Source organism: Aquimarina acroporae, assembly GCF_023195925.1.
GTDB lineage: Bacteria > Bacteroidota > Bacteroidia > Flavobacteriales > Flavobacteriaceae > Aquimarina > Aquimarina acroporae.
On the sequence record NZ_JALPRE010000001.1, the window covers coordinates 687,250 to 713,679 of the forward strand.

The 26,430-nt window shown below is 34.2% G+C and carries 26 protein-coding genes; 20 read left to right on the top strand and 6 right to left on the bottom strand.

The genetic code is table 11. From position 1 onward, the window contains the following. Positions 1 to 882, top strand: a complete 882-nt coding sequence (locus M0D21_RS03410) for a nucleoside phosphorylase (RefSeq protein WP_248326929.1) — start codon at positions 1 to 3, stop codon at positions 880 to 882. A 99-nt stretch (positions 883 to 981) separates the two neighbouring features. Here the strand turns inward: M0D21_RS03410 and M0D21_RS03415 are convergent, their stop codons facing one another. Next, on the bottom strand, positions 982 to 1,128 hold the full coding sequence (locus M0D21_RS03415; protein ID WP_248326930.1) for a hypothetical protein: 147 nt from the start codon (positions 1,126 to 1,128) through the stop codon (positions 982 to 984). A 150-nt stretch (positions 1,129 to 1,278) separates the two neighbouring features. On the opposite strand from M0D21_RS03415, the gene M0D21_RS03420 reads away from it, so the two are divergent. Next, on the top strand, positions 1,279 to 2,130 hold the full coding sequence (locus M0D21_RS03420) for a substrate-binding domain-containing protein (RefSeq protein WP_248326932.1): 852 nt from the start codon (positions 1,279 to 1,281) through the stop codon (positions 2,128 to 2,130). 283 nt (positions 2,131 to 2,413) lie between these two features. Next, positions 2,414 to 2,593, top strand: coding sequence for a hypothetical protein (locus M0D21_RS03425; protein ID WP_248326934.1), 180 nt, complete (start codon positions 2,414 to 2,416; stop codon positions 2,591 to 2,593). Here the strand turns inward: M0D21_RS03425 and ung are convergent, their stop codons facing one another. Continuing rightward, complete coding sequence (gene ung, locus M0D21_RS03430; protein ID WP_248326936.1) at positions 2,594 to 3,259, bottom strand: uracil-DNA glycosylase; 666 nt, start codon at positions 3,257 to 3,259, stop codon at positions 2,594 to 2,596. Between the two features lie 85 nt (positions 3,260 to 3,344). Between ung and M0D21_RS03435 the strand changes: the two genes are divergently transcribed. The 3 genes from M0D21_RS03435 to M0D21_RS03445 all read left to right on the top strand — a co-directional run bounded on the left by M0D21_RS03435 (position 3,345) and on the right by M0D21_RS03445 (position 10,101). Then, positions 3,345 to 5,519, top strand: coding sequence for an endonuclease MutS2 (locus tag M0D21_RS03435; protein WP_248326938.1), 2,175 nt, complete (start codon positions 3,345 to 3,347; stop codon positions 5,517 to 5,519). A gap of 114 nt (positions 5,520 to 5,633) precedes the next feature. After that, the gene (locus M0D21_RS03440) at positions 5,634 to 8,132 is read left to right on the top strand and encodes a PIG-L family deacetylase (protein ID WP_248326940.1); all 2,499 of its coding nucleotides are present in this window, start codon (positions 5,634 to 5,636) and stop codon (positions 8,130 to 8,132) included. Between the two features lie 157 nt (positions 8,133 to 8,289). Further along, a complete protein-coding gene (locus tag M0D21_RS03445; protein ID WP_248326942.1) occupies positions 8,290 to 10,101 on the top strand; it encodes a sodium:solute symporter in 1,812 nt (603 codons plus the stop codon). 29 nt (positions 10,102 to 10,130) lie between these two features. Here M0D21_RS03445 and M0D21_RS03450 read toward each other — a convergent pair whose 3' ends face one another. Next, on the bottom strand, positions 10,131 to 10,454 hold the full coding sequence (locus tag M0D21_RS03450; RefSeq protein ID WP_248326944.1) for a hypothetical protein: 324 nt from the start codon (positions 10,452 to 10,454) through the stop codon (positions 10,131 to 10,133). 209 nt (positions 10,455 to 10,663) lie between these two features. On the opposite strand from M0D21_RS03450, the gene M0D21_RS03455 reads away from it, so the two are divergent. The 3 genes from M0D21_RS03455 (at position 10,664) to M0D21_RS03465 (ending at position 12,413) form a co-directional block, all read left to right on the top strand. Beyond that, positions 10,664 to 11,644 carry a Gfo/Idh/MocA family protein gene (locus M0D21_RS03455; RefSeq protein WP_248326946.1) on the top strand — a complete coding sequence of 327 codons (981 nt, stop codon included), beginning with the start codon at positions 10,664 to 10,666 and terminating at the stop codon, positions 11,642 to 11,644. 111 nt (positions 11,645 to 11,755) lie between these two features. After that, positions 11,756 to 12,223, top strand: coding sequence for a hypothetical protein (locus M0D21_RS03460; RefSeq protein ID WP_248326947.1), 468 nt, complete (start codon positions 11,756 to 11,758; stop codon positions 12,221 to 12,223). Beyond that, positions 12,213 to 12,413 carry a helix-turn-helix transcriptional regulator gene (locus M0D21_RS03465; protein WP_262922052.1) on the top strand — a complete coding sequence of 67 codons (201 nt, stop codon included), beginning with the start codon at positions 12,213 to 12,215 and terminating at the stop codon, positions 12,411 to 12,413. The genes M0D21_RS03460 and M0D21_RS03465 overlap by 11 nt, the downstream gene beginning before the upstream one ends. A gap of 57 nt (positions 12,414 to 12,470) precedes the next feature. Here M0D21_RS03465 and M0D21_RS03470 read toward each other — a convergent pair whose 3' ends face one another. Beyond that, a complete protein-coding gene (locus M0D21_RS03470; RefSeq protein WP_248326949.1) occupies positions 12,471 to 13,313 on the bottom strand; it encodes a DUF2911 domain-containing protein in 843 nt (280 codons plus the stop codon). Between the two features lie 125 nt (positions 13,314 to 13,438). Here M0D21_RS03470 and M0D21_RS03475 point away from each other — a divergent pair, with 125 nt between their 5' ends. The 6 genes from M0D21_RS03475 to M0D21_RS03500 all read left to right on the top strand — a co-directional run bounded on the left by M0D21_RS03475 (position 13,439) and on the right by M0D21_RS03500 (position 17,596). Continuing rightward, the gene (locus M0D21_RS03475; protein WP_248326951.1) at positions 13,439 to 14,098 is read left to right on the top strand and encodes an MIP/aquaporin family protein; all 660 of its coding nucleotides are present in this window, start codon (positions 13,439 to 13,441) and stop codon (positions 14,096 to 14,098) included. Positions 14,099 to 14,184: 86 nt separating this feature from the next. Further along, positions 14,185 to 14,544, top strand: coding sequence for a hypothetical protein (locus M0D21_RS03480; RefSeq protein WP_248326953.1), 360 nt, complete (start codon positions 14,185 to 14,187; stop codon positions 14,542 to 14,544). A gap of 80 nt (positions 14,545 to 14,624) precedes the next feature. Further along, positions 14,625 to 15,119 (top strand): SRPBCC family protein, encoded by a 495-nt coding sequence (locus tag M0D21_RS03485; RefSeq protein WP_248326955.1) that lies wholly within the window; start codon positions 14,625 to 14,627, stop codon positions 15,117 to 15,119. Between the two features lie 7 nt (positions 15,120 to 15,126). Then, complete coding sequence (locus M0D21_RS03490) at positions 15,127 to 15,825, top strand: SDR family NAD(P)-dependent oxidoreductase (protein WP_248327251.1); 699 nt, start codon at positions 15,127 to 15,129, stop codon at positions 15,823 to 15,825. Between the two features lie 4 nt (positions 15,826 to 15,829). Beyond that, positions 15,830 to 17,137: a cryptochrome/photolyase family protein gene (locus M0D21_RS03495; protein ID WP_248326957.1), complete on the top strand. Its 1,308-nt coding sequence runs from the start codon at positions 15,830 to 15,832 to the stop codon at positions 17,135 to 17,137. 93 nt (positions 17,138 to 17,230) lie between these two features. Then, positions 17,231 to 17,596, top strand: a complete 366-nt coding sequence (locus M0D21_RS03500) for a nuclear transport factor 2 family protein (protein ID WP_248326958.1) — start codon at positions 17,231 to 17,233, stop codon at positions 17,594 to 17,596. 70 nt (positions 17,597 to 17,666) lie between these two features. On the opposite strand, the gene M0D21_RS03505 is transcribed toward M0D21_RS03500, so the two are convergent. Beyond that, positions 17,667 to 18,296 (bottom strand): porin family protein, encoded by a 630-nt coding sequence (locus tag M0D21_RS03505; protein ID WP_248326960.1) that lies wholly within the window; start codon positions 18,294 to 18,296, stop codon positions 17,667 to 17,669. Positions 18,297 to 18,447: 151 nt separating this feature from the next. Beyond that, a complete protein-coding gene (locus tag M0D21_RS03510; protein ID WP_248326962.1) occupies positions 18,448 to 19,326 on the bottom strand; it encodes a LysR family transcriptional regulator in 879 nt (292 codons plus the stop codon). Positions 19,327 to 19,411: 85 nt separating this feature from the next. On the opposite strand from M0D21_RS03510, the gene hutH reads away from it, so the two are divergent. The 5 genes from hutH (at position 19,412) to M0D21_RS03535 (ending at position 26,417) form a co-directional block, all read left to right on the top strand. After that, positions 19,412 to 20,989 (top strand): histidine ammonia-lyase, encoded by a 1,578-nt coding sequence (hutH, locus tag M0D21_RS03515; RefSeq protein ID WP_248326964.1) that lies wholly within the window; start codon positions 19,412 to 19,414, stop codon positions 20,987 to 20,989. Positions 20,990 to 21,017: 28 nt separating this feature from the next. Beyond that, complete coding sequence (gene hutI / locus M0D21_RS03520; protein WP_248326966.1) at positions 21,018 to 22,271, top strand: imidazolonepropionase; 1,254 nt, start codon at positions 21,018 to 21,020, stop codon at positions 22,269 to 22,271. 6 nt (positions 22,272 to 22,277) lie between these two features. After that, a complete protein-coding gene (locus tag M0D21_RS03525; RefSeq protein ID WP_248326968.1) occupies positions 22,278 to 24,278 on the top strand; it encodes a urocanate hydratase in 2,001 nt (666 codons plus the stop codon). A gap of 4 nt (positions 24,279 to 24,282) precedes the next feature. Continuing rightward, complete coding sequence (gene hutG, locus M0D21_RS03530) at positions 24,283 to 25,230, top strand: formimidoylglutamase (RefSeq protein WP_248326970.1); 948 nt, start codon at positions 24,283 to 24,285, stop codon at positions 25,228 to 25,230. A gap of 710 nt (positions 25,231 to 25,940) precedes the next feature. Then, positions 25,941 to 26,417 carry a hypothetical protein gene (locus M0D21_RS03535; RefSeq protein WP_248326972.1) on the top strand — a complete coding sequence of 159 codons (477 nt, stop codon included), beginning with the start codon at positions 25,941 to 25,943 and terminating at the stop codon, positions 26,415 to 26,417. The last annotated feature ends 13 nt before the right edge of the window (positions 26,418 to 26,430 follow it).

Here is a 26,430-nt window from a genome sequence, read left to right on the forward strand (position 1 = left end):
ATGGCAATAGCCGAATCTGAACTTATCCTTAATGAGGATGGTAGCATATATCATCTCAATCTCAAACCTGAGCATCTTGCGAATACGATTATCACCGTTGGAGATCCTGACAGAGTTGAGCAAGTAACTCAATATTTCGACCGTATTGAACATAAGGTTAGAAAAAGAGAGTTTCACACACAAACAGGGTATTATCAAGGCAAAAGGATGACGGTGATTTCAACTGGGATTGGTACAGATAATATAGATATTGTGTTTAATGAATTAGATGCTTTGGTAAATATTGATTTTGAAAACAGAGATATTAAAAAGGAGCATACTTCATTAACTATAGTAAGGGTTGGAACTTCCGGAGCAATACAAGAAGATATTCCAATAGATAGCTTTGTTATTTCTGAAATTGGGATTGGCTTCGATAGTCTTCTCCATTTTTATAAAAATGAAGATATTCAATTACATGATTTGTCTCAAGCACTAATGCAGCATCTTAATTGGGATCGCAATAAGTCTAATCCTTATTGTATCGCTTGCGATGAAGATCTTGCAAGTCATCTTCAATCTGAAATTACGATAAAGGGAAATACGATCACCAATGTCGGGTTTTATGGCCCACAAGGAAGAATATTAAGACTACCTCTACAAGATAACAAGATGAATAAAAAACTTGAATCTTTTAGATACAATAATGAATTAAAAGTAACCAACCTTGAAATGGAAACTGCCGGAATTTATGCCATGGCAAAGCTGCTGGGACATAGAGCTATTTCTATGAATGCTATTTTGGCAAATAGGGCAACCGGAGAGTTTAGCAAAAATCCAAAGCAAACGGTAGATAAATTAATTAAACACACCCTGGTCAAACTTGTAAGTTTTGAAGGATGAAACCGAACAAACATAGATATAAATAAAAAAGGATGAATACATTCATCCTTTTCAAACATTAAATCATTATAAAAATACTTAGCAAAATTTTTAAAACTGTTAACCAAATAATATTTTAAGACTAATCAATAAGTTCGTTACTAATAAAACCCCAATAAAAACTACAATTCCATTTTCGATTGGATTATTTTTTAACTTGGCAACTTTTACATAAGCGCTTTTGGTTTTAAGAAAATTCTTTTTCATAGCAATTGTTTTTATTTTGGGTTTGAACTTGTTATCAAATTTATAATTCCTTGGAAGAATTATATCTCAAATATAGATAAAAGAATTTATATTCATCGTTAAAAAACAAAAAAAATCGATGAAATACACAATTTTTTAATAAAAACAGAAATGCAGACGATAAAAATAGGTGGTGTTCCAGAACATTTTAATTTACCCTGGCACCTTTCTATAGAAGATAATAGCTTTTTAAAACATGATATAGTATTAGATTGGACAGACTATTATGGTGGCACTGGAGCTATGTGTGAAGCCTTAAGAAATAAAGAAATAGACATGGCAATAATACTTACCGAAGGTATTATAAAGGATATTATTGCTGGTAACCCTACCAAAATCGTTCAAAACTATATTCAAACCCCTTTAATTTGGGGTATACATGTAGGCGCACAATCTAAATTTACCAAGTTATCTCAATTGCAACATGCTAAAATTGCTATAAGCAGATATGGCTCTGGTTCTGAATTAATGGCATATCTCAATGCAAGAAATCAAAATTGGGATACGGCCAATTTAGATTTTGAAGTTGTGAAAAATCTTAATGGAGCTATTGAAGCACTTACCAATGGAACTGCAGATTATTTTATGTGGGAGCATTTTACTACAAAACCACTCGTAGACAACGGCACTTTTAGACGTGTAGCAGATTACCCCACTCCATGGCCTTGTTTTGTAATTGCTGTTAGAGAAGAAGTTTTAAATTCTAAAGGAGATACTATAAAGACAATTGTCGATGTTATTAATACTGTTACCTCAGATTTCAAGAGTATTCCCAGCATAGACAAAACACTTTCCTTAAGGTATGATCAAAATCTTGAAGACATACGGAAATGGTTAACATTAACAGAATGGAGTCAAACTCTATTAGAAGAAAATTCCTTAAACTCTATTCAAAAAGAATTATTAGAACTTAACATTATAGATAAAACCATCGATCCTAAAGAGCTAATCTTTAAGTTATAACTAAAGTTCATTCACTTTTTTTATTTTTTTGGATATAAACAGTAGGGTATTTTAATAGTCAAACGTTGTTTATATAGAGGATATTTAAAAAATTAAGATGAACAATAACAATATGGGCTTTATACCTAACAAAATATTAAGAAACGTTTAATTCTTAAGGAACTAGGCACTAGTTTTAAAATATTTTGTACATTTGCCGTGCCTACCCCAATGAACTAATTATTAACGCAGAAGCAACCATATTGTTTTTAATGCATCTAATAATTAAACTAACAAATCCATTATGACTACTTTTTTGCTTATACTATTAGGTCTTGTCGCCTTCAACTTTATGCTGCTAAAATTTAGTATGCAGTCTGTTGATTCTAAGAAGAAAAAGGCAAAGACAGGAAAGAAAATCAATCGTATTGCCGATCATACTTCAAACAAGTCTAAAGATTCCAAAATTCCGACAGCAGCTTAATTACCACTCTACAGTCTTTTTACCGACCTTAGAAAGGTATGTATTTGTCGTACTAAAATGACGGTTACCAAACCAGTATCCTCTATTGGCACTTAATGGTGAAGGATGACCACTGGTCAAAACATAATGTTTGTTGCGGTCGATTTTAGCCCCTTTCTTCTTAGCAAAACCACCCCATAATAAAAAGACTACATTCTCCTTTTTATCCGATATACATTTAATTACTGCATCCGTAAATTCTTCCCAACCCTTCTTTTGATGTGAACCTGCTTGATGTGCCCTTACTGTTAATGTAGCATTTAAAAGCAATACACCTTGCTCTGCCCATCGTTGTAAGTTCCCAGTGGTTGGATAAGGCACCCCCAGATCTGTTTCTATTTCTTTAAAAATATTAATTAAAGAAGGAGGAATATCTATATGATCATTAACTGAAAAACACAATCCATTCGCCTGCCCTACACCATGATATGGATCTTGACCAATAATAACAACTTTTACATCTGTAAAACTACAATGATCAAAAGCGGCAAAAATCTCAGATCCTTGAGGATAACAAGTATTATTTTGGTATTCTGTTTTTACAAAATCTACCAGTTTAGAAAAATAGGGCTTTTCGAATTCATCCTCTAATTGCTCTTTCCAGCTGGTTTCAATATTTACGTTCATATGGTAATAATTATAACTGTAATTATGTACTTTTGTTGATCTAAAATTTCACGGAATATAACCCAAAAATACGGGTAAAAAAAGTATGATTCGCATTTCTGAAAAAACACTAAAGGACCTAGAATTAAATACGGTGCTTCAACATATTTCTGAGCTTTGTAATACTGACTATGGAACAGCCAAAGCATTACAAATTGTTCCTTTTGCTTCAGAAGAAATGGTGCTGCATGCATTGCAACAGGTATACGAATATAAATCTTCCTATCTGAATGATTCTCGTATTCCTAATCATGGATTTGACAGTATCAATAAGGAGCTTCAATTATTACAAATAGAAAACACATTTCTTGAAGCCATTAACCTAAAAAAAATTGTTACCATAAACGCTACATGTAATGATTTATTAGTGTTCTTTAAAGGTAATCAGGAATTATACCCTACCTTATTCAAAGAATCTTCAGAAATTCCTTTTACCAAAGAAATTATTAATCTCATTAACAATGTTGTAGACAGGTTCGGAGAAGTAAAGGACAACGCTTCTTCTACCCTTTTGGTTTTAAGAAAACAGATTAATGTCATACAAGGCAAATTAAATGGAAGCTTTGGTAAAGACCTTACCCATTATAACAATTTGGGATATCTAGATGAAATTAAAGAAAGTGTAGTAGATAACCGACGAGTTTTGGCTGTTAAATCTATGTATCGCAGAAAAGTAAAAGGAGCGATAATGGGTAATTCTAAAACAGGAAGTATTGTATATATTGAACCCGAAGCTACGCTTCAATTTAGCAGGGAACTAAGTAATCTGAAATATGAGGAACGAGAAGAAGTAGTAAAAATCCTTAAAGAACTTACTAATAAACTAAGGCCTTTTATTGATCTCTTTAAACAGTTTCAAGAATATTTGAGTGATGTTGATGTAGTAGCAGCAAAATCAAAATATGCTCACAAACTGAATGCGGTGTTACCAAAAATAACCTCAGAAAGAGAATTAACTCTAAAAGAGGCCTATCACCCCCTTTTATTTCTAAATAACCAGGAAAAAGGTCAAAAAACCCATCCCCAGACCATTACTCTACAGCAAAACAATAGAATTATTGTTATCTCAGGGCCTAATGCCGGTGGAAAAAGTATTACTTTAAAAACAATAGGCCTACTTCAGGTTATGTTGCAATGTGGTATGCTCATACCCGTTCACGAATATAGTCGTATGTGCCTGTTTGATGTAATTCTAACCGATATAGGTGATAACCAATCTATAGAAAACCATTTAAGCACGTACAGTTATCGCTTAAAGAACATGAATTATTTTCTTCGAAAATGTAATAATAGAACTCTTTTCCTTATTGACGAATTTGGAACAGGTAGTGACCCTGAATTGGGAGGAGCACTGGCAGAAGCTTTCCTGGAGATATTTTATGAAAGAGAATCGTTTGGAGTAATAACAACGCATTATGCTAATCTTAAAATGTTAGCTAATGAATTACCAAACATGACCAATGCAAATATGCTCTTTGATTCAAAAACTCTGGAACCACTTTTTAAACTTTATCTAGGAGAAGCTGGTAGCTCTTTTACCTTTGAAGTGGCTCAAAAAAATGGAATTCCATATAGTATAATTAACAAGGCGAAGAAAAAAGTTGAACGAGGCAAGATAAGATTCGACAAAAGTATTGCCAATCTTCAAAAAGAAAGATCTAAGTTACAAAAAACAACATCTTCATTAAAAACAAAAGAACAAAAAGCATCAGAACAAAAGGAAAAACTGGAAAAAATAAACGATCGCGTTCAGCGTAAATTAGAAAGTTATCAGGAATTATACGATAGTAACCAACGTATGATTTACCTTGGGCAAAAAATTGATGATTTAAGTGAAAAATATTTCAATAATAAAAGAAAACGCGAACTTATAAATGAGTTTTTGAAAATCATTGAAGTAGAAAATTCTAAAAGGATAAAACAAACTGCAAAACAACGCAAAGTAACCAAAGCAAAAGAACAGAAAGTTGTTAAAGAGGTTGAGCAAAAAGTAAAAGTAATTCGCGAAAAGAAAAAAGAAGAAAAAAAGAAGGAAGAAAAGATCATTGAACAAAAACCAAAAGTCACTCTAAAAGTAGGAGATAAAGTTAGAATGATCGACGGAAAATCTACCGGAACCATTGATTCAATAGAAAAAGGAAAGGCAGTTGTTAATTACGGCATTTTTACTACCAATGTAAATCTAGATCAATTGGAGTTTGTTGAGAGAAAAAAGAAGTAATCCAAAGTTTAATTTAGTGCTTAGGCTCCTGTTAAAGTATCCTTAAACCATAATTCTGAGAATTTTATCTTTTTATATTTGGCTCAATTACTATAAAAATTGAACTTAACTGTTATGCGAAAGTTTACCCTTGTAATTGGAGTTATCCTTTTATTTTCTCAATTCGTAGAAGCTCAGCAACCTAAAAAACCTAATGCTTCAGAAATACATGAAGCCATAAAAAAGCTAAACTTCTTAGGATCTGTTTTATATGTTGCTGCACATCCGGATGACGAAAATACTCGATTAATATCTTACCTATCCAACCACGTTAAAGCCAGAACTGCTTACCTATCTTTAACCAGAGGAGATGGTGGACAAAACCTCATTGGTCCAGAAATCAGAGAACTTCTAGGTGTAATCAGAACACAAGAATTACTTGCCGCAAGAAGAACAGATGGAGGTATGCAAATGTTTACACGTGCCAATGATTTTGGGTTTTCTAAACATCCCAATGAAACACTTTCTATCTGGGATAAAAAGGAAGTATTAAGTGATGTGGTTTGGGCGATACGAAAGTTTAAACCCGATGTAATCATCAATAGATTTGATCACAGAACTCCTGGAACCACACATGGTCACCATACTACATCGGCAATGCTTAGCGTTGAAGCTTTTGATATGACTGACAATAAGGATATATACCCAGATCAACTTCAATATGTAAAACCATGGCAACCTAAACGTTTATTCTTTAACACTTCATGGTGGTTCTACGGAAGTCGTGAAAATTTTGAAAAAGCAGACAAAACCAATATTATAAAAGTAAACAGTGGTGTTTATTACCCCGTTACTGGGCTTTCTAATACAGAAATTGCTTCATTAAGTAGAAGTAAGCATAAATCCCAGGGGTTTGGAAGCACTGGAACAAGAGGTAGTCAAAATGAATATGTTGAACTCATAAAAGGGGATCTGCCCAAAGACAAAAAAGATTTATTTGCTGGAATAGATACCTCATGGAATCGAGTAAAAGGAGGAAAAGAGATTGGCACTATTCTAAAGGGAGTTGAAGAAAATTTTGACTTTAGAAACCCTGCTTCAAGTGTTCCGAAACTAGTTGAAGCATACCAATTAATACAACAGTTAGAAGATACTCATTGGAAAACTATCAAATCCAAAGAAATAAAAGAGATTATTGAAGGAGCCACTGGTTTATATCTAGAAGCAGTTACTGCCGAACCAACTAGTACTAAGGGAGATCAAGTACAACTAAAAATTGAGGCAATAAATAGGAGTTCTGCTGTAATATCTTTAAAGTCTTTACAAGTAAAGGCATTAGGTCTAGAGGATAAACAAATAAAATCTCTAAAAAATAACGAACGTTTAAACATAGAACTTAAAGGGAACATTCCTAAAACTATAGATCCTACAAACCCGTATTGGCTTAATGAAAAAGGGACTTTAGGAATGTATAGTGTTCAGGACAGAACACAAATCGGAGATCCGGAGACCAATCATAAAATAAAAGCAACCTTTATTGTTACTGTTGAAGATGTTGATATTCCCATCATAAAAGATGTAGTTTACAAAACCAATGATCCAGTAAAAGGAGAAGTATATAAACCTTTTGAAATTATTCCGGCACTTTCTGCAAGCATAAAAGATAAGGTAATTATATATGCCAACGGTCCTACCAAACAAATTCCGGTTACGATAAAGTCTTGGAAAAATAATAGTAAAGGTAGTATTAGTCTGAATCATCCAAACGGTTGGACTGTAGAACCGGCAAAGATAGATTTCGAACTTTCACAAAAAGGAGAAGAAAAAACGGTAACCTTCCAGCTTACCGCTCCACAAAATCAAAGTGAAGGTTATATCTCGCCAAATATTCTTGCAAATGGAGAATCATTTTCAAATGAAGTAGTCACTATAGATTATGATCATATCCCTTTTCAAACTGTTGTATTGCCCTCAGAAACTAAGGTCGTAAAATTAGACATTCAGAAAAAGGGACAAAATATAGGCTACATAGAAGGTGCCGGAGATGTTGTGCCTGAGAGTTTACAGCAAATAGGTTATAATGTTACTCTAATTAATCCCGAAGCTATCTCTCCCACCAATCTTTCGTCTTATGATGCTATTGTTATTGGAATTAGAGCCTACAACACACTTGAAGAATTAAAATTCAAGCAGCAATACCTTCTGGAATATGTAAAAAATGGTGGAAATCTAATAGTTCAATATAATACAAGCCATAGATTAAAGGTAAAAGAAAACCTAGGTCCTTTCCCTATTAAATTATCAAGAGATCGTGTTACCGATGAAAATGCTAAGATTACCTTTTTAGCACCAGAACATCAGGTATTAAACTCTCCTAATAAAATTACTCAAAAAGATTTTAAAGGTTGGGTACAAGAACGTGGATTATACTTCCCAAATGAGTGGGCTCAGGAATATACTGCTATTCTTGCTTCAAATGATGTAGGAGAATCTCAAAAAAAAGGCTCTCTTTTGGTAGCTAAATACGGTAAAGGATATTATGTTTATACAGGATTAAGTTTTTTCAGAGAATTTCCAGCGGGTGTTTCTGGAGCTTACCGTCTCTTTGCTAACATGATATCTTTAGGAAAATAATATACGCTCATATGGAAAAGTCAAACTTTACATGGAAAAAATGGTACTCAGTAATTCTTATAGCAAATGCCGTGTATATCATATTGTTCTATTTAATTAGTTGGCTATATTCATAATTCTGAATTATAAATTCTAGTATTAACAATCACTATCGCACATGCAAACCATAGATTGGATCGTTCTTAGCATTACTTTGTTGTTTATCGTATTATACGGTGCTTGGCAAACAAAAGGAAGTAAAAATGTACAGGAATACATAAAGGGAGGCAATGATGCCAAATGGTGGACCATTGGTTTATCAGTAATGGCTACTCAAGCCAGTGCAATTACCTTTTTATCAACTCCAGGTCAAGCTTTTCATAGCGGTATGGGATTTGTACAATTCTACTTTGGTCTACCTATAGCAATGGTCATAATTTGCATGGTTTTTATCCCTTTGTATCATAAATTAAAAGTCTTTACCGCTTATGAATACCTAGAGAGCCGATTTGATCTAAAAACAAGAAGTCTTACAGCAATTTTATTTTTAATACAAAGAGGATTAGCTGCAGGAATTACAATTTTTGCTCCCGCTATTATTCTCTCAGCTGTTTTAGAATGGGATCTCATCATATTAAATATCATTATAGGTATTCTGGTAATTCTCTACACCGTTTCTGGAGGAACCAAAGCAGTAAGTGTTACACAAAAGCATCAAATGGCTGTGATTTTCACAGGAATGTTCATTGCTTTCTTTTTAATCATTAGCTACCTCCCTGAAGACGTTACCTTCTCCAAAGCTCTGGATATTGCTGGAGCTAGTGGCAAAATGGATGTATTAGACTTTTCTTTCGATTTTGATAATCGTTACACCTTCTGGAGCGGAATTATTGGAGGTACTTTTCTTGCACTCTCCTACTTTGGAACAGATCAAAGCCAGGTTCAACGCTACTTATCAGGGAAATCGGTTAAAGAAAGTCAATTAGGATTATTGTTTAATGGACTTATGAAAGTTCCTATGCAATTCTTTATCTTATTGGTAGGAGTTATGGTATTTGTCTTTTATCAATTCAACGCTTCTCCTTTAAATTTTAATGAAAACTCTATCGATAAACTACTATCGTCAGAATATGCAGAAAGTTACAAGGAGATTAAAAAAGAAAACGATTCGTTGTTTCTAATCAAAAAGGATATCAGTACCAAACTGGCCGAAACTGGGAATTCAAAATTAAAAATACAACTCTCTAGTTTAGATAGCATAGACAGAAATAATCGTTTAAAAACTCAATACCTCATAAAAAGAGTTATTGATACGGGGTATGCAGCAAAATATGATCAGCTAGCTCTTGAGCTAAAGAATTTTGATAAAGACCAAAACTCTTCTGAGTATTTATCTAAGCAAAAAGAGCTCAAAAAGCTCTACAAAGAATCAGCAAAGGATAAAGAAACCAATGATAAAGATTATGTATTTATCCATTTCATTCTTAATAACCTCCCACGTGGATTAATAGGACTGTTACTTGCCGTTATTTTATGTGCAGCTATGTCCTCAACAGCTTCAGAATTAAATGCCCTTGCCTCTACCACAGCTATAGACCTCTATAAACGAAATGTAAAAACCGAAAAGACCGATAAGCATTACGTAAATGCTTCTAAGTTTTTCACACTCATCTGGGGTATTTTAGCAATACTAGTTGCATGTGTTGCCGATCTCTTTGATAACCTTATTCAATTGGTAAATATTATCGGTTCTATTTTTTACGGAAATGTTTTAGGAATTTTTCTTTTAGCTTTCTTTATAAAGTTTGTGCGCAGCAACGCTACTTTTATGGCGGCCATTATCACCCAAATCATTGTGATTATAGGTTGGTATTTTGATTGGATGCCTTACCTATGGCTCAATCTTTTTGGATGTGCATTGGTAATGGTCACTGCTGTAATTATTCAATCTATAATGGGAAATACCCCCGAAACGGTAAAAATAGAATAGTACCTAATGTTTTCTGTTAAATACTGGAATCAGTGATGAGCTATCGCTTCCATAAAATAAGAAGAAAGTGATTTCTGAAAGTTATCATATATTTTAGTGATTTTGTCTATTTCTTCAGAAATAGCTTGAGAAAACTTAGCAGAATTTCTATTCATGATTTGATTGGTTTTAAGGATTGAGTGTTGTAGCGTCTTTCCTTTACTATTCAAATCCATATACTGATCGTACATTTCTGAAGTACAAGGTTCACATTTATAAGAATGTAATTTTGAAAGCATGCTGGAGAGCTCCCTTTCCATTAGACTTAACCTCATAAAATCAGGTTGTCTAACTAATGTATTTTGGTTGTTCATAATGATTAGGTTTTAATGTGTGAGTATCTTAAATATAACTAAATATGTCTTAACATTCAAAAATTAACCCCTTATAACCAAGACATTTACACATAATTCAAAAAACAAATAGAATTATTATGAATCTATAAAAAAGAACCAATACGAAGTCAAAATTAATAATTAAAACTATATTTAGATTCGGTTCCATATATTACCAAATCAAAACAATGAAAGCACCAAAACAAATGAATTGGGGGATTTTAGGTTGTGGCAAAATTGCCCATAAATTTGCTGAAGATTTACAAACTGTTCCCAATGCAAATTTATATGCTGTAGCTAGCAGACAGATTGAGAAAGCAAAAAAGTTTTCACAACAACACCATGCCTCAAATTATTATGGTAGTTACGAAGAGTTAGCTCTAGACAAAGAAATCGATGTTATTTATGTAGCTACACCGCATATGTTTCATTTTGAACATACCATCATGTGTCTAAATAACAAAAAAGCGGTGCTATGCGAAAAACCTTTTGCTATGAATCATCGTCAAGTAGAAAAGATGATCGAAACTGCTCAAAAGAACAACGTTTTTCTCATGGAAGCGCTTTGGACCTACTTTTTACCACATTATAGACATGTTTTAGAGATTATTGAATCCAAAGCATATGGAGAAATTAAAAATTTGAAAGCAGACTTTGGATTTTCTGCCAAATTCGATCCAAATGGGAGGCTATTTAACAAAGAACTTGGAGGAGGTAGTCTACTAGATGTTGGTATTTATCCTTTATTTGCTGCTTTAACCCTATTAGGATACCCCAAAGAAATTACAGCCAAGGCCAAAATAGGCAAAACCGGTGTTGATGAGAGTTGTACCATAGATTTACAATATGAAGGCGCAACAGCGTCACTTTTTAGTGCAATTACAAAAAAAACCAAAACACAAGCTGTAGTTGAATTAGAAAAAGCTACGGTTATTATTAATAGTCGATTTCATGAACCTTCGTCGATAACTATTACGGCTAATGAATACTCTGAACTTTTAGAATTTAAAACAACTACTTTTGGTTATAATTTTGAAGCAATACACGTACAAGAAATGTTATATCAACAACGCACCGAAAGTACTGTAATGAGCTTTAACAAGAGTTTACAACTGGTTAAATTACTAGACGCAGTACGTTCAAAAATCAATCTTTCTTACAATTTATAATTGAATAACAAAGGATGAAAAGTCAAAAACATATCACAAAATGTAAAATAAACTTTACTTTATGTAAAATTTACACTACATTTGATATTCATTAATCAAAAATCGAATATTATGAATTATCTATTACCAAACCGTTGCAAAAAACCAGGATGGATATTTTTCATCCTGGGTATTGCTTTTGGAATTTTTCTTGCTTTTAATGATTACGAATCTAATCTCATCACCGTAAAAGTAATTTCATTATTTCACAATGATATAATAGTAACCGAAAACAATAATATGATTAGTATTATTGAAAACAGTATCGCAGATGAAATAGCAAGTGTCCTAATTATTGTGGGAGGATTGTTAGTTGGTTTTTCTAAGGAGAAAATTGAAGATGAGTTTATTTCGAAAGTCCGGTTAAGTTCTCTTAAATGGGCAATTCTATTAAATTATGGGATTCTATTATTTTCAACTATATTTTTATATCATACCAATTTTATGAGCATAATGATTTACAATATGTTTACTCCTCTAATTATCTTCATTATTCGTTTCAATTATCTCATTTACAAAAAAGCAGATCATGAAGAATAAGTTAAAAGTAGAAAGAGCCATTCATGATCTTACACAGGCTGATCTGGCGCAAAAAATTGGCGTAAGCAGACAAACTATAAACGCCATGGAAAAAAACAAATACGTCCCTTCAACAGTACTAGCGCTTAAAATTGCTCGCTTATTCAAAAAACCCGTAGAAGAACTATTCTTTTTGGATGAGAATGATTAAAAAAAGCGTTCCGAGGTAATCGGAACGCTTTTTTGATTTGTGTGTGAAAAAGAGTGATTATTTTGCTCCCCACTCTGCTAGGGAATCTTTATTAAGTTTTACATAGTCGGCATTTCCAGCCTTCTCTGCTAACTCTAACGATGTTTTTGCTGCTTTTATTGCCCCATCCTTGTCTCCTTTTTTTGCGTAGATCAAAGATTGTTGTCTGTGATACCAGAAAGCAGGCTCTTTTCTTAAAGAAATTGCTTTATCAATATGCTCTTTAGCTTTATCAAAATTACTAGTTTCTTTAAAGAATACTGCCGCTTGGTAATGATCATTTGCAGATGGCCCTGCCATTACCTTTTCGATACTTGCTGTAGCGATTTCATTGGTAGGTACTTCAATTTTTAAAGAAGCCTCAGTTTCTTCCCAGAAGATACTAAATACTGCAGAATCCATAGTAAAATCACTAAACATCACTGTAAATGTTTCTACTTTGAAAGGAAGCTTGTTAGTCTTTACAGAAACCTTAGCAGCTACTTTAGACTCATCCCATTCTCTTGGTGTACCCCAATTATTCGTATCACTGTAGAACATAACTTCCCAACTTTCTTTACCCGGCTTAGTAAAAATAGCATATGAACCTTTTTTCAATTCCTTACCTTCTACTTTTACATCGGTACTAAAAGTAATTTGAGTATTTTTATTTGCACCTGTTCTCCAAAGCTTGTCAAAAGGTACCAAGTTTCCAAAAATAGTTCTTCCTCTCATGCTAGGTCTAGAATATTCTACAGAAACATCTGTCAATCCTATTACCTGTTCTACCTTAGAAGAAGGGCTAGGCTGAGGGGTTTTTACCTGAGCTTCTATTCCAAAAGATAATAGCGCAGCAGAAATAAATAAGACAATCTTTTTCATTGTGTTTAATTTAGTTTGTGAATAATTTTAGAATTGTAGTAGCGAAAATAAGGATTACGCATGCATAATGAGTTAACAAAAACTTAAAATAAGGAATAGTATATTTGCCATATTTTAAATCAAGAATGAGAACATATATTTCAGAAAGTATAGGGACTTTTAGCCTAATTTTTTGCGGAACAGGGGCAATGACCATTAATGAGGTTACCGGTGGAGATGTTACCCACGTTGGAATAGCTATAACTTGGGGGTTAATTGTTATGGCCATGATTTACGCGTTTGGAGAGATTTCTGGCGCACATTTTAACCCTGCGGTTACAATTGCGTTTGCCTATGCAAAAAAGTTCGAATGGAAAGAAGTTCCAAAATATATTCTCGCACAATGCTTTGGGGCCATTTTAGCCAGCAGCCTTTTATTATACTTGTTTCCGGAAAGTGAATTTTTGGGAGGTACTATCCCTTCGACCGATAGTATACGAGCTTTCATCCTAGAGACTTTACTTACTTATTTTTTAATGTTGGTAATCATCAATGTATCTACTGGTTCTAAAGAAATAGGGACTATGGCGGGAATTGCTATTGGAGGAGTTGTGCTTTTAGAAGCAATGTTTGCAGGACCTATAACCAAAGCTTCTATGAATCCTGCCAGATCACTTGGGCCTGCGCTCGTTTCCGGACATTGGGAGCACCAATGGCTATATTTTGTAGCACCGATTCTAGGAGCATTATTAGCAGTTTTAACTTGTAAAATAGTGAAGTCTGATAACTGTTGCGAAGAATGTTAAAACCAACGTAAGAATTCTCTGCCTAAGAATTTGCAAAATTCAACCTTTTTGGCATATATTTATCGGATAATAAACCTATTCCCCCAATGCAGCATTTTTCTAACGAATTTTGCAAAATCGATTTCTACAACCAATTCGTAATACTTGTTATTAACGAAAATGTAAATTTTACCCTAGATAAAGCTTCTGTAATTAGGGAAAAACTTCGAGAACATTATCAAACAAGAGATTTCTTAATGATAAGCTATCGTAAATTTAATCACAATGTTAGTGAAGAAGTTTACAAACAAGGGCAATTACCTAACATGAAGGGTTTGGCCGTCGTTTCTGATAAAAAAGAAGAAAGAGACAAAGCTCTTATTGAACAACAACTCTATGGGAGGTCATTTGTTTTTTTCACATGTATAGATGAGGCTATTTCTTGGGCTGAAGGATATTTTAATTAATAAATTTATTTTTTGTTTAACATTAAGCATTTAAAAGTTAAACAAAATGATTGTATTTTTACTTCAAATCAAGTTGAAGTATGAAAGTATATACCTTAAGTGTAAAGCAAAATCTTCCAATTTCCCTAGAACAAGCCTGGGATTTCTTATCAGATCCTAAAAATCTTAAAACGATTACTCCAGATTATATGGGGTTTGAAATTATTTCTGGAGCAGATCGCAAAATGTATCCTGGACAAATAATTCAATACATCGTAACACCTGTAGCAGGAATTAAGAATAAATGGGTTACAGAAATAACACATGTAGCCGACAAACATTATTTTGTTGATGAACAACGATTTGGCCCCTACTCTTTATGGCATCATAAACATTTCCTGAAAGAAATTCCTGGAGGAGTAGAAATGGAAGATATCATCGATTATAAAATTCCTTTCGGAATATTGGGACAACTGCTACATCCCATTCTAGTAAAACCAAAACTTACCGAAATTTTTAATTACAGAAAAGAAAAACTAGAAGAACTATTTGGTACATTCGAGACAGAAAAGGAATACCAAATGCTATTTGCTTAAGATCTATATTATGAAAAATATTTTACTCATTGGTGGAAGCCACGGAATCGGATTTGAAATCGCATTAAAACTTTATAATGAACACAATATTTATATTGCTTCCAGAACCTCAGAAAACTTAGGTAACCTAGAAGTTACCCATATCCCCTACGACGCCTCGAAAGACGAAATTGATGTTTCTATTTTACCAGAAAGAATAGATGGTTTTGTTTACTGTCCCGGTAGCATCAATCTCAAACCTTTCAAAATGTTAAATCCAAAGGCCTTTGAAGATGATATGCAAATTAATTTTATGTTTTTAGTAAAAATTATTCATGCCTTACTACCAAAACTAAAAAACTCTGATCAGGCAAGTCTTATCTTCTTCAGCACTGTAGCTGTTAAAGTAGGAATGCCATTTCATACCAGTATTGCCGCGGCCAAGGGAGCAATTGAAGGGTTTGCAAAAGCCCTTGCCGCAGAATATGCCCCAAAATTTAGAGTTAACGTGATTGCTCCTTCCTTAACAGATACGCCTCTCGCAGAAAGACTTCTTGGAAATGAAAAAAAGAAAGAAATGATGAATAATAGGCATCCTATGAAACGCGTTGGTCAAGCCGAGGATATTGCCAACATTGCAAAATTTCTTCTAAGTGATGATAGTAGCTGGATTACCGGGCAGGTTATTGGAGTTGATGGTGGTATGTCGACCTTAAACGTTAATTAATTCTATGAGTAAAGAAGTTTCTGTATTCTGGTTTAGAAGAGATCTTAGATTCGAAGATAACATTGGTTTATACCATGCTTTAAATGATATATATCCTGTTCTTCCCATTTTTATTTTTGACAAAAATATTTTAGAGCATTTACCTAGGGATGATGCAAGGGTAAACTTTATACATGACACCTTATCAAAGCTATCGTTACAACTCGAGCAAAACTACCAAAGTTCGATCGCAATGTATCATGATAGTCCCGAAAAAGTATTTCAGGAAATTCTGAATACTTACCAACTCAAAAAGGTCTATGCAAATCATGACTATGAACCCTATGCGCAAGAAAGAGACCAAAATATTTTACAACTCTTGTCTAAACAAAAGGTAGAATTTATTACATATAAGGATCAGGTGATATTTGAAAAAAACGAAATCATTAAAAAAGATGGAACACCTTATGTAGTTTATACACCGTATAAAAACAAATGGAAAGAAACCTTCTCTCCTAACAAGTTAAAAATATTTCCTTCAGAAAAATACCTTTCAAATTGTCTTCAAGATTCAAAGCTACCAAGTATTTCGCTTCAGGAAATGGGATTTACAACTTCTCCCATACAAGTTCCGCAGTTCGATGCATCTCCTTTTCTAATTCAAAATTATGAAGCTACTCGTAATTTTCCTGCAAAAGAAAAAGGTACTTCTAGACTTGGACCTCATCTTCGATTTGGTACCGTTGGAATACGCTCTATGATAAAAAAAGCCATTGCCGAGGAAAATGAGGTTTTTTGGTCTGAGTTGATTTGGAGAGAATTTTTTATGCAAATTCTGTGGCATTATCCAAATACCGTTAACCGAGCATTTAAACCTAAATATGATCGTATAGAATGGAGGAATAATAAAGAGGATTTCGAAAAATGGAAAAAGGGAGAAACTGGTTATCCTTTGGTAGATGCTGGCATGCGAGAATTAAATAAAACGGGGTACATGCATAATCGAGTGAGAATGGTAGTAGCAAGTTTTTTGTGTAAACATTTATTGATTGACTGGAGATGGGGAGAAGCTTATTTTGCTGAAAAATTATTAGATTTTGACCTTTCTGCAAATGTTGGCAACTGGCAATGGGCCTCGGGCTCTGGAGTTGATGCCGCTCCATATTTCAGGATATTTAATCCTACTACTCAAATAACAAAATTTGACAAAAACCTGGAATATATAAATACTTGGGTTGAAGATCTTAATGAATTTACGTATCCAAAACCTATGGTTGAGCATAAAATGGCTAGAGAACGATGCCTAGACGTGTACAAAAAAGCAGTAGGTTAGTTAAAAAATAACATTTTCTTTAATAAAACGGGTCAAAGTTTTTTGTAATTTATAGCATATTATTTTTCGCATAATCTATAAACAAAATCCAAAATGAACACACAGCAAGTTGCTAATCGACTCGTAGAACTCTGTCGTATGGGAGAAAACATGCAGGCACTAAAAGAACTGTATGACACCAATATCGTAAGTAAAGAAATGCCTGGCGTTCCTAATTCTGTTACAGAAGGAAAAGAAGCTGTTACCAAAAAAAGTGAAGAATGGTTTGCTACCGTTGAAGAATTTCATGGAGCAGAGATTTCTGATCCTTTGGTTGCAGAAAATCATTTTAGCTGTACCATGAAAATGGACTGTACTTTCAAAGGTCAAGGACGCATGCAAGTTGAAGAAGTTTGTGTTTACCAAGTGAATGACGGTAAAATAACTGAAGAGCAGTTCTTCTATAGCATGCCTTCTTAATAACAAAGAACTATGTAAAAAGGGCATTAATTATAAAATTAATGCCCTTTTTTATGTTTTTATTGTAATGTTAAAATTTATAGCCCGCAGAGAATTGAAATACTCCATTACGTCTAGAAAAAGCATCTTCAATATCTAAATCTACAATATCAGATATTCCAAAGTAGTAACGCGCTTGAACAAATGTACCAAATTCAAATTGATACCCTAATCCAGCATTTAATCCATAATCTATATCAGAAATAAATTCCTTAAAATCTAAATCGGAAGTCTCCGTTCCTCCATTAGCAGTATTTTTTCGCTCTAAAGTGGCCGATACTAAATACCCCACTTGTGGTCCAACTTCTATGCTAAAACCTGGCGCAGTATAAAACGGATAATATTTTACCATTACTGGCAAGTAAATATAGTCCAATTTAAGATTTTCATCTTCAAAATTTGGTTCCGCACTTTCTCCTTTATACCCTTGGAAAGAGTAAAAAAGCTCTGGCTGAATAGCCAAAACTTCAATAATAGGTATTTCTGCTACCAGTCCAAGATGCACACTGGTTCGTGGATCTAACTCATCGGTTTCATCACCAAGTATGTCCGCAACGTTTAATCCAAATTTAAATCCTATTTCAAAAGATTCTACCTGAGCTTCTATCTTTTGAGAAATCGATCCAATAAGAATCGCGATAAAAAACAATTTTTTAGTCATAGTATAGTATGTTTGGAGCTAGTCATCATTTATATATTATCCTATATTTTCACAAAGAAAAAGTTAAGAATAACTTAAAATCACAGCCTCAAATGTAAACAACCCTGCCCAGAAATAAAAAAATAATCCTTTTTACAAACCAAAAACAAACTTATATTAGCTCAATAATTTGCTGTAATGCAGGATTTCTATTATCTTTTTTATAAATAACAGAAAGTTCTGCTCTTTGAGGTATTCTGGGGATTTCAAGAAATTTAACGCCTAAATCAAAGCCATATTGTAATGAAGTAGGAACAATAGCAACTCCTAAACCGCTTTCAACCAATTTAAAAATGGTTTGCGCATGAACAGACTTATGCGAAACCTTTGGCGTAAACCCTTTGTCTTCACAAATACTCATAATTTTATCGAAGTATAATGAACTATAGTCTGAAGAAAACAGGATAAAACTCTCATTAGATACCTGAGCGATATTCTTAAAAGAGTTTTTATCCAAAAAATGTGACTCTGGCAAAACCAAAGAAAATGTGTCTGTCACAATAGTTTTCATGTTTAATCCCTCTGGAACTCGTGCAATTCTAACAAACCCCAAATCAAGTTGATCTTTCTCAATAGCCTCCACTTGGAGGTAGTTAGACATCTCTTCTAAACTGAATTGTATATTCGGATACCTTTTATTTGCTTTTATTAGCACCTCTGGAATAATTGTCTGCATGGCAGAGCCTAAAAACCCTATTCTTACTTCTCCATTACTTCCCTGGTCGATCAAACGAGTATGTTTGACTGTAAAATCAATATGATTGAAAATAAACTCTAGTTCTTTTTTCAGATACATCCCTGCAGTGGTTAATTGCACATTTCTCTTGTCTCTCAAAAAAAGTTTAGCTCCAATAATTTCTTCCATTTGTTTTATTTGACGACTCAATCCGGGTTGGGAAATAAACAACTTATCTGCTGCCTTTCTAAAGTGTAATTCTTCTGCAACAGCAAGGAAATAGTTAAAATGTCTCAGTTCTAATTGATAACTCATAGTTATTAATTATTAATTTAAATAGTATTTCTAATTATTAAAGATAACCATTACTTTAGTAAATACAAATCATAATGATGAATCAATGTCTAAACACAAAGACTTTCTATACGGAGAAGATCATCTCACTGCAGGAATTTCATTACAAATTGCTCAAGGGGAGAGAAAAGCGATAATTTCTAAAACTGCAAGAGAAAATATCCGCAACAGTCAACAAGTTGTCAGCAAAATTGTCGAAAAAGGACATCCAGTATATGGTATTAATACAGGTTTTGGCCCTCTATGTACTACCAAAATTTCGAAAGAAGAAACAAGTATACTTCAAGACAATATCTTACAGAGTCATAGCGTGGGTGTTGGAAAACCTATTGATACCGAAATTGCTAAACTCATGCTAATTTTAAAAGTTCATTCTTTATCTAAAGGGTTCTCGGGCATTGCTGAAAGTACTTTAGACAGAATATTATGGCATATCGATAATAATATCATACCTGTCGTACCTAGTCAAGGTTCTGTTGGAGCTTCGGGTGATCTGGCTCCTTTATCACATCTATTCCTGCCGCTCATAGGTTTAGGAAAGGTTGAATATAAAGGAGAAGTTATGTCTACTCAAGAGGTATTTAAAATCACAAATAAACAACCTACACCCTTAGGTCCAAAAGAAGGCTTAGCCCTTATTAATGGAACGCAATTTATCGCGGCACATGCTGTTCAAATTGTCTCTAAACTCTATAATTGTCTTTCACAAGCAGATATTATTGGTGCCATGATGATAGAAGGACTTCAAGGCTCAATAAAACCATTTTACAATGAATTACATCAATTAAGGCCATTCAAAGGGAATATTCATGTGGCTAGTAAAGTAAAATCATTACTGAAAGGTTCAGAAATCATGGAAGACCATATTGATTGTGACCGGGTTCAAGATCCGTATTCGTTGCGTTGTATCCCGCAAGTGCATGGGGCTTCCAGAAATGCCTGGTTACATCTCAAAGAGTTATTGGAAATAGAACTCAATTCTGTTACCGACAACCCAATAATTATTGATGATAAACTTACAATAAGTGGAGGCAGCTTTCATGGACAACCTCTTGCAATGGCAATTGATTATGCTTGTCTTGCCGCTTCAGAGTTAGGAAACATTTCAGACAGACGTATTTATTTAGCACTTGAGGGAAATTCACCCGGGGTGCCAAAACTTTTAATGGAGGATACCGGTATCAATTCTGGATATATGATCTTACAATATACCACCGCAGCTCTTGCAAGCGAGAATAAAGGATTATGTTTTCCTTCAAGTGCAGATAGCATCCCAACCTCGTTGGGACAAGAAGATCACGTAAGCATGGGATCTATTGGAGGCCGAAAGGCCCTTAAAGTCATTAAAAATCTGGAAAAAATTCTAGCTATAGAATTATTAACAGCTGCCCAGGCTTTTGAATTTAGAAAACCTCTTAAATCTGGGATTATTCTTGACGAAATTCATAAAGAAATACGCAAATATGTATCCTTTGCAGATAAAGATCGTGTTTTCTCAGAAGACATTGAAAAAGGAATTGAAATCATTAAAAATCAAACCATTATTAGAATTTCCAATACTACAAGCGAAAGGGAAAATGTATCATTGACCACAGAGTTTTCTGCAGAATTTGAAGTATATTAAGAGTAATAGGAATAAAATTAAAAATGTAATGGAAAAATATAAACTCATAGGTCCTATAAAACAACTACTTACCATGGAAAAATCTAAGGTAAAAGGAGCTATAAAAGACGACGAGTTGTTGATCATTGAGCAAGCGGGAATTCTTATTAAAAACGAAAGAATACTTGATGTGGGAAGCTTTTCAGATTTAAAAGAAAAAGCTGAAGCACTATCTGCCCAAATTATAGAACTACAAGGCAATTATATAGGTACACCTGGTTTTATTGATGCACATACTCACCTATGTTTTTCGGGAACAAGAGCTAGAGATTATGCGATGAGAAATTCGGGAAGATCTTATTTGGAAATTGCCGAAGCTGGAGGCGGAATATGGGACACGGTAACTCAAACTCGAAAAGCAGAACAATACGAGCTTTGCCACGGTGTTATTAAAAGAGCTAACACACTCCTTAGACAAGGGATTACCACTATAGAAGTTAAAAGTGGATACGGTCTATCCGTCCAAGAGGAATTAAAAATGCTGAGAGCTATAAAAAATGCTAATCCAAGGACTGAAGCGGATTTAATTTCCACATGTCTGGCCGGTCATATGCTCCCTAAAGATTTTGATGGAGATCATAAAACGTATCTGGATCATATAAGCTATACACTTTTTCCTATTTTGAAAGAAGAGAATCTTACAAATAGAATTGATGCTTTTATAGAAAAGAGTGCATTTACACCCGAAGATATATACCCATATTTTAACAAAGCTAAAGCAATGGGATTTGACATCACTGTGCATGCCGATCAATTTAGCGTTGGTGGTAGCGAAGTTGCAGTTCAGGTTAGTGCCATTAGTGCCGATCATCTCGAAGCTAGCACAGCCAATGAAATTGAAATGCTTGCAAAAAGTAATGTAATTGCTGTTGCGTTGCCTGGTGCTTCTATTGGACTTGGTTGCGATTTTACTCCTGCCAGAAAAATATTAGATGCCGGAGGAGCACTTGCTATTGCTAGTGACTGGAACCCAGGATCTGCTCCAATGGGAGATTTACTCACTCAAGCTACTATTATAGGAACATTCGAAAAATTGAGCAATGCCGAGGTTTTAGCGGGAATTACTTCAAGAGCTGCAGCAGCCTTGAACTTACAAGATAGAGGAAAGTTAATCCCAGAAACATTAGCAGATTTCAACCTATTTCAAACAGATCATTATAATGAAATCTTCTATCATCAAGGAAAATTAGTTCCATCTCAAGTATGGAAACGAGGAGATATTGTATATACCGACCACAACTAAAAGATCATGACATTTCAAGAAAACATATTACAAGGAATACCTAAAGAGCTACCTGCAAAAAGAAAACTAAATTCAGAAATCAGTAGAGCTCCTAAACGCAAACAAATACTATCTGCTGCAGAAAAGAAACTAGCTATTAAAAATGCTTTACGTTACTTCCCAAAAAAATGGCATAAAGAACTTGCAATTGAATTTTTGCATGAACTTGAGGAATACGGTAGAATTTATATGTACCGATTTATGCCAGATTATGAAATGTATGCTAGACCTATTCTGGAATATCCAGCCATTACAACGCAAGCCGCAGGTATCATGCTAATGATTCAAAACAATTTGGACCCTTCAGTTGCTCAGCATCCGTATGAATTGATAACCTATGGAGGTAATGGAGCTGTATTTCAAAATTGGGCGCAATATTTACTTACTATGCAGTACTTGGCAACCATGAACCAGGAACAAACATTGCATATGTATTCTGGGCATCCTATGGGGCTATTTCCTTCGTCTAAAGATGCTCCAAGAGTAATCGTTACCAATGGTATGATGATTCCTAATCATTCTACACCAAATGATTGGGAAAAATACAATGCTTTGGGCGTTACTCAATATGGACAAATGACTGCCGGTAGTTACATGTATATTGGCCCGCAGGGTATCGTACATGGCACTACGATCACTGTAATGAATGCATTTCGTAAATCATTACCACCCGATGAATCTCCAGCAGGAAAGATATTTTTAACTGCCGGTTTGGGAGGCATGAGTGGTGCTCAACCCAAAGCCGGAAATATCGCTGGATGTATCACAGTTTGCGCCGAGGTAAATCCACATGCAGCTCGTAAACGTCATGAACAAGGATGGGTAGACGAAATACTAGATAACCTGGAGAACCTTGTCCTAAGAGTGCAAAAAGCAATAGACCAAAAAGAAGTTGTATCTATTGCCTTTGAAGGAAACATTGTTGATGTTTGGGAAAAATTCTATGACTCTAATATTCATGTAACTTTAGGTTCAGATCAAACCTCGCTACACAATCCGTGGTCGGGAGGGTATTATCCTGTAGGCTTAAGCTATGAAGAATCAAATACCATGCTTAGCCAAAATCCTGACTTGTTCAAAACCAAAGTGCAAGAATCACTTAGGAAACACGCTGCTATCATTAACAAACATACCGCCCGAGGAACGTATTTCTTCGATTACGGAAATGCTTTTCTTTTAGAAGCATCAAGAGCAGGTGCAGATGTTATAGCTTCAAATAATATTGACTTTAAATATCCGTCATATGTACAAGATATCTTAGGGCCTATGTGTTTTGATTATGGTTTTGGCCCTTTCAGATGGGTTTGTACCTCTGGAGACAAAAAGGATCTTGAAACCACGGATCAGATTGCCTTACAGATTATGGAAACCATAAAAAAAGATGCTCCTAAGGAAATTGAACAGCAAATGCAGGATAATATTTCCTGGATCAAAGATGCGCAAGAGAATAATCTTGTTGTGGGTTCTCAAGCCAGGATTCTTTATGCAGATGCTGAAGGAAGAATTAAAATTGCGCAAGCATTTAACGAAGCCATTGCATCTGGAAAAATATCTGCCCCCGTTGTATTAGGCAGGGATCACCATGATGTAAGTGGCACAGACTCACCATATAGAGAGACCAGCAATATATACGATGGAAGCAAATATACCGCCGATATGGCTATTCATAATGTAATTGGTGATAGCTTTAGAGGTGCAACTTGGGTTTCTATTCATAATGGAGGAGGTGTTGGCTGGGGTGAAGTCATTAATGGTGGGTTTGGATTGCTACTCGATGGATCTTTTGAAGCTTCAGAAAAACTACAAAACATGTTATTCTACGATGTAAATAATGGTATTTCCAGAAGAAGTTGGGCACGAAATAAAGAAGCTATTTTTGCCATCAAAAGACAAATGGAGCGTACTCCAAAACTAAAAGTCACTTTACCCAATTTTGTAGAAGATACAATCCTTGATTCTATTTTTTAAACAAATGAAAAATTATCATAAATCAAACCCAACTATTTGGGCAGGTCGCAAATCAGACCGGCAGTTATATCTTCATGAAAAAATACAATGCATTGATTTAAACCATAGTTTTTCAATACATCAGGAGAACACTAATTTTGCACTACTGGGATATGCTTGTGATGAAGGAGTAAGACGAAATCAAGGAAGAATAGGCACCGCGAAAGGCCCTGAAGCCATTAGAAAGATGATTGCTCCACTTTCTAATCATTTTGATAACACCATAAAGATTTATGATGTTGGTGATATAACCTGTCCACATGGAAATCTAGAAGAAACACAAAAAGACACTTCAAAATGTGTCTCGACATTATTGCACCAGGGTCTTTTCCCTATAGTATTAGGAGGTGGTCATGATCTTGCCTATGCTCATTACAATGGCATTAAAGCTTATTCTCCTGGTCAAACTATCGGTATTATCAATCTCGACGCTCATTTTGACCTTAGAACTCCAGCATCTAATGGGACTTCTGGGACTCCATTTTACCAAATAGCTAAAGAGAATGGAGATATCAATTATTTATGTCTGGGAATTCAAAAAGAGTCTAACAATAGAGAGCTATTCAAAACTGCCGAAACCTTTAATGTGACCTATCTTGAAAACCATGAATTTGAAAAAGAGAATCAAACACAGGTTTATGATATGGTGTTAAATTTTATCCAAAAAGTAGATCTCATCTACCTTACCATAGATATTGATGGTTTTACTTCGAGTATTGCTCCTGGTGTAAGCGCACCCTCTCCTCTAGGTTTTTCTGCAAACATAGCTTTTGATACCATAAAAAAAATATGTTTGTCTAAGAAACTGGTAAGTGTAGATCTGGTAGAGATGAATCCAACATATGATATTGATAATTGTACGGCACGCCTTACAGCACGCCTTGTGTACCATATCATAAATAGCTTAAGTTAAATTGACTTAACTTCTTTGGCATACCTCAAAATCATGTGGTACTATATTATACCCTATTGGCAATACTTCTTCGCACCATGAACTCTTAGTATACCCTTTACAGTATTGTACAAAAAACAACCCTTCAAATGGGAGCATGAAGGGCTTTAGGGCAAAATCAAAAAGGGGAAAATACTTTAATAGTTCTTGCAAATTCCAGCAAACAAGCTTATTACATATCTAACCCATATATTATGGAATCTATCATTACTTACGAATCGCATAGCTTGAAGCTTGAGGGAGTTCTCTTAAAAAATTTACAATGCTCACAAAATTCAGCCCTAGAATGGAAAATAAATTATTCATGACGTGTGATTTAAGGTTATTTGATACTAAAATAGCTAGTTATTAACAATATACCAAATGATTTGTTTATTATTTGTTAATAATTTGTTGAAAACAATTATAATAACGATATAACTCATATTATCAACAGTAATTTTATATATAAGTACGAAAAATACTACTTTTGTTGTTGATAACTATGTTAATAACTCTATTTATCAAAATAATTCATGTTCTTAAACCATAAAAAAGAATTGAAAAACTACTTAAAATCAAAACGTTATAACCAAATTCACATTGTTAACACATGTACCTCTTCCATAAAAACCTAAGATATAAACTAACGAGTCGTATACGATTTCTGTTTCTTTATCTAAATTGCAGTCATGAAAACAGCTACGGCCAGAGAACTTAAAATAGAATTAGGGCATCTCTCATCAACAGAACTTATAGAGTTATGTTTACGACTTTCCAGGTTTAAGAAGGAGAACAAAGAGCTATTAACTTACCTTCTATTCGAATCTGCAAATGAAGGAGCCTATATAGAGAGTATAAAAAGCGAGGTCGATGCGCAGTTTGAAGAAATAAACACCTCATCGTATCATTATATAAAGAAAAGTGTTCGTAAAATTTTACGAGGTATTAAGAAGTATATTCGTTATTCAAAGAATAAAGAAACAGAAGTAGAGCTACTACTCCACTTCTGTCAAAAATTATCCGGTTTTCAACCGTATATCAATAGAAATACTGTTTTACAAACTATATTGTCACGGGAATGTAAAGCTATCCAGAAAAAACTTAGTACACTCCATGAAGATTTACAATATGACTACACCCAAGAATTAGAGTCATTAATGCAATAGAAGTTAACGATGA

Bases quoted from the DNA above. Each gene is read 5' to 3' on its own strand.
- ung (WP_248326936.1), bottom strand. From the start codon at position 3,259: ATGAACGTAAATATTGAAACCAGCTGGAAAGAGCAATTAGAGGATGAA.
- M0D21_RS03450 (WP_248326944.1), bottom strand. From the start codon at position 10,454: ATGAACAACCAAAATACATTAGTTAGACAACCTGATTTTATGAGGTTA.
- M0D21_RS03425 (WP_248326934.1), top strand. From the start codon at position 2,414: ATGACTACTTTTTTGCTTATACTATTAGGTCTTGTCGCCTTCAACTTT.
- M0D21_RS03535 (WP_248326972.1), top strand. From the start codon at position 25,941: ATGAAAACAGCTACGGCCAGAGAACTTAAAATAGAATTAGGGCATCTC.
- M0D21_RS03505 (WP_248326960.1), bottom strand. From the start codon at position 18,296: ATGACTAAAAAATTGTTTTTTATCGCGATTCTTATTGGATCGATTTCT.
- M0D21_RS03420 (WP_248326932.1), top strand. From the start codon at position 1,279: ATGCAGACGATAAAAATAGGTGGTGTTCCAGAACATTTTAATTTACCC.
- M0D21_RS03525 (WP_248326968.1), top strand. From the start codon at position 22,278: ATGACATTTCAAGAAAACATATTACAAGGAATACCTAAAGAGCTACCT.
- M0D21_RS03500 (WP_248326958.1), top strand. From the start codon at position 17,231: ATGAACACACAGCAAGTTGCTAATCGACTCGTAGAACTCTGTCGTATG.
- M0D21_RS03415 (WP_248326930.1), bottom strand. From the start codon at position 1,128: ATGAAAAAGAATTTTCTTAAAACCAAAAGCGCTTATGTAAAAGTTGCC.
- M0D21_RS03460 (WP_248326947.1), top strand. From the start codon at position 11,756: ATGAATTATCTATTACCAAACCGTTGCAAAAAACCAGGATGGATATTT.
- M0D21_RS03410 (WP_248326929.1), top strand. From the start codon at position 1: ATGGCAATAGCCGAATCTGAACTTATCCTTAATGAGGATGGTAGCATA.
- M0D21_RS03455 (WP_248326946.1), top strand. From the start codon at position 10,664: ATGAAAGCACCAAAACAAATGAATTGGGGGATTTTAGGTTGTGGCAAA.
- M0D21_RS03495 (WP_248326957.1), top strand. From the start codon at position 15,830: ATGAGTAAAGAAGTTTCTGTATTCTGGTTTAGAAGAGATCTTAGATTC.
- M0D21_RS03510 (WP_248326962.1), bottom strand. From the start codon at position 19,326: ATGAGTTATCAATTAGAACTGAGACATTTTAACTATTTCCTTGCTGTT.
- M0D21_RS03480 (WP_248326953.1), top strand. From the start codon at position 14,185: ATGCAGCATTTTTCTAACGAATTTTGCAAAATCGATTTCTACAACCAA.
- M0D21_RS03465 (WP_262922052.1), top strand. From the start codon at position 12,213: ATGAAGAATAAGTTAAAAGTAGAAAGAGCCATTCATGATCTTACACAG.
- M0D21_RS03435 (WP_248326938.1), top strand. From the start codon at position 3,345: ATGATTCGCATTTCTGAAAAAACACTAAAGGACCTAGAATTAAATACG.
- M0D21_RS03440 (WP_248326940.1), top strand. From the start codon at position 5,634: ATGCGAAAGTTTACCCTTGTAATTGGAGTTATCCTTTTATTTTCTCAA.
- hutG (WP_248326970.1), top strand. From the start codon at position 24,283: ATGAAAAATTATCATAAATCAAACCCAACTATTTGGGCAGGTCGCAAA.
- hutI (WP_248326966.1), top strand. From the start codon at position 21,018: ATGGAAAAATATAAACTCATAGGTCCTATAAAACAACTACTTACCATG.
- M0D21_RS03475 (WP_248326951.1), top strand. From the start codon at position 13,439: ATGAGAACATATATTTCAGAAAGTATAGGGACTTTTAGCCTAATTTTT.
- M0D21_RS03445 (WP_248326942.1), top strand. From the start codon at position 8,290: ATGCAAACCATAGATTGGATCGTTCTTAGCATTACTTTGTTGTTTATC.
- hutH (WP_248326964.1), top strand. From the start codon at position 19,412: ATGTCTAAACACAAAGACTTTCTATACGGAGAAGATCATCTCACTGCA.
- M0D21_RS03470 (WP_248326949.1), bottom strand. From the start codon at position 13,313: ATGAAAAAGATTGTCTTATTTATTTCTGCTGCGCTATTATCTTTTGGA.
- M0D21_RS03485 (WP_248326955.1), top strand. From the start codon at position 14,625: ATGAAAGTATATACCTTAAGTGTAAAGCAAAATCTTCCAATTTCCCTA.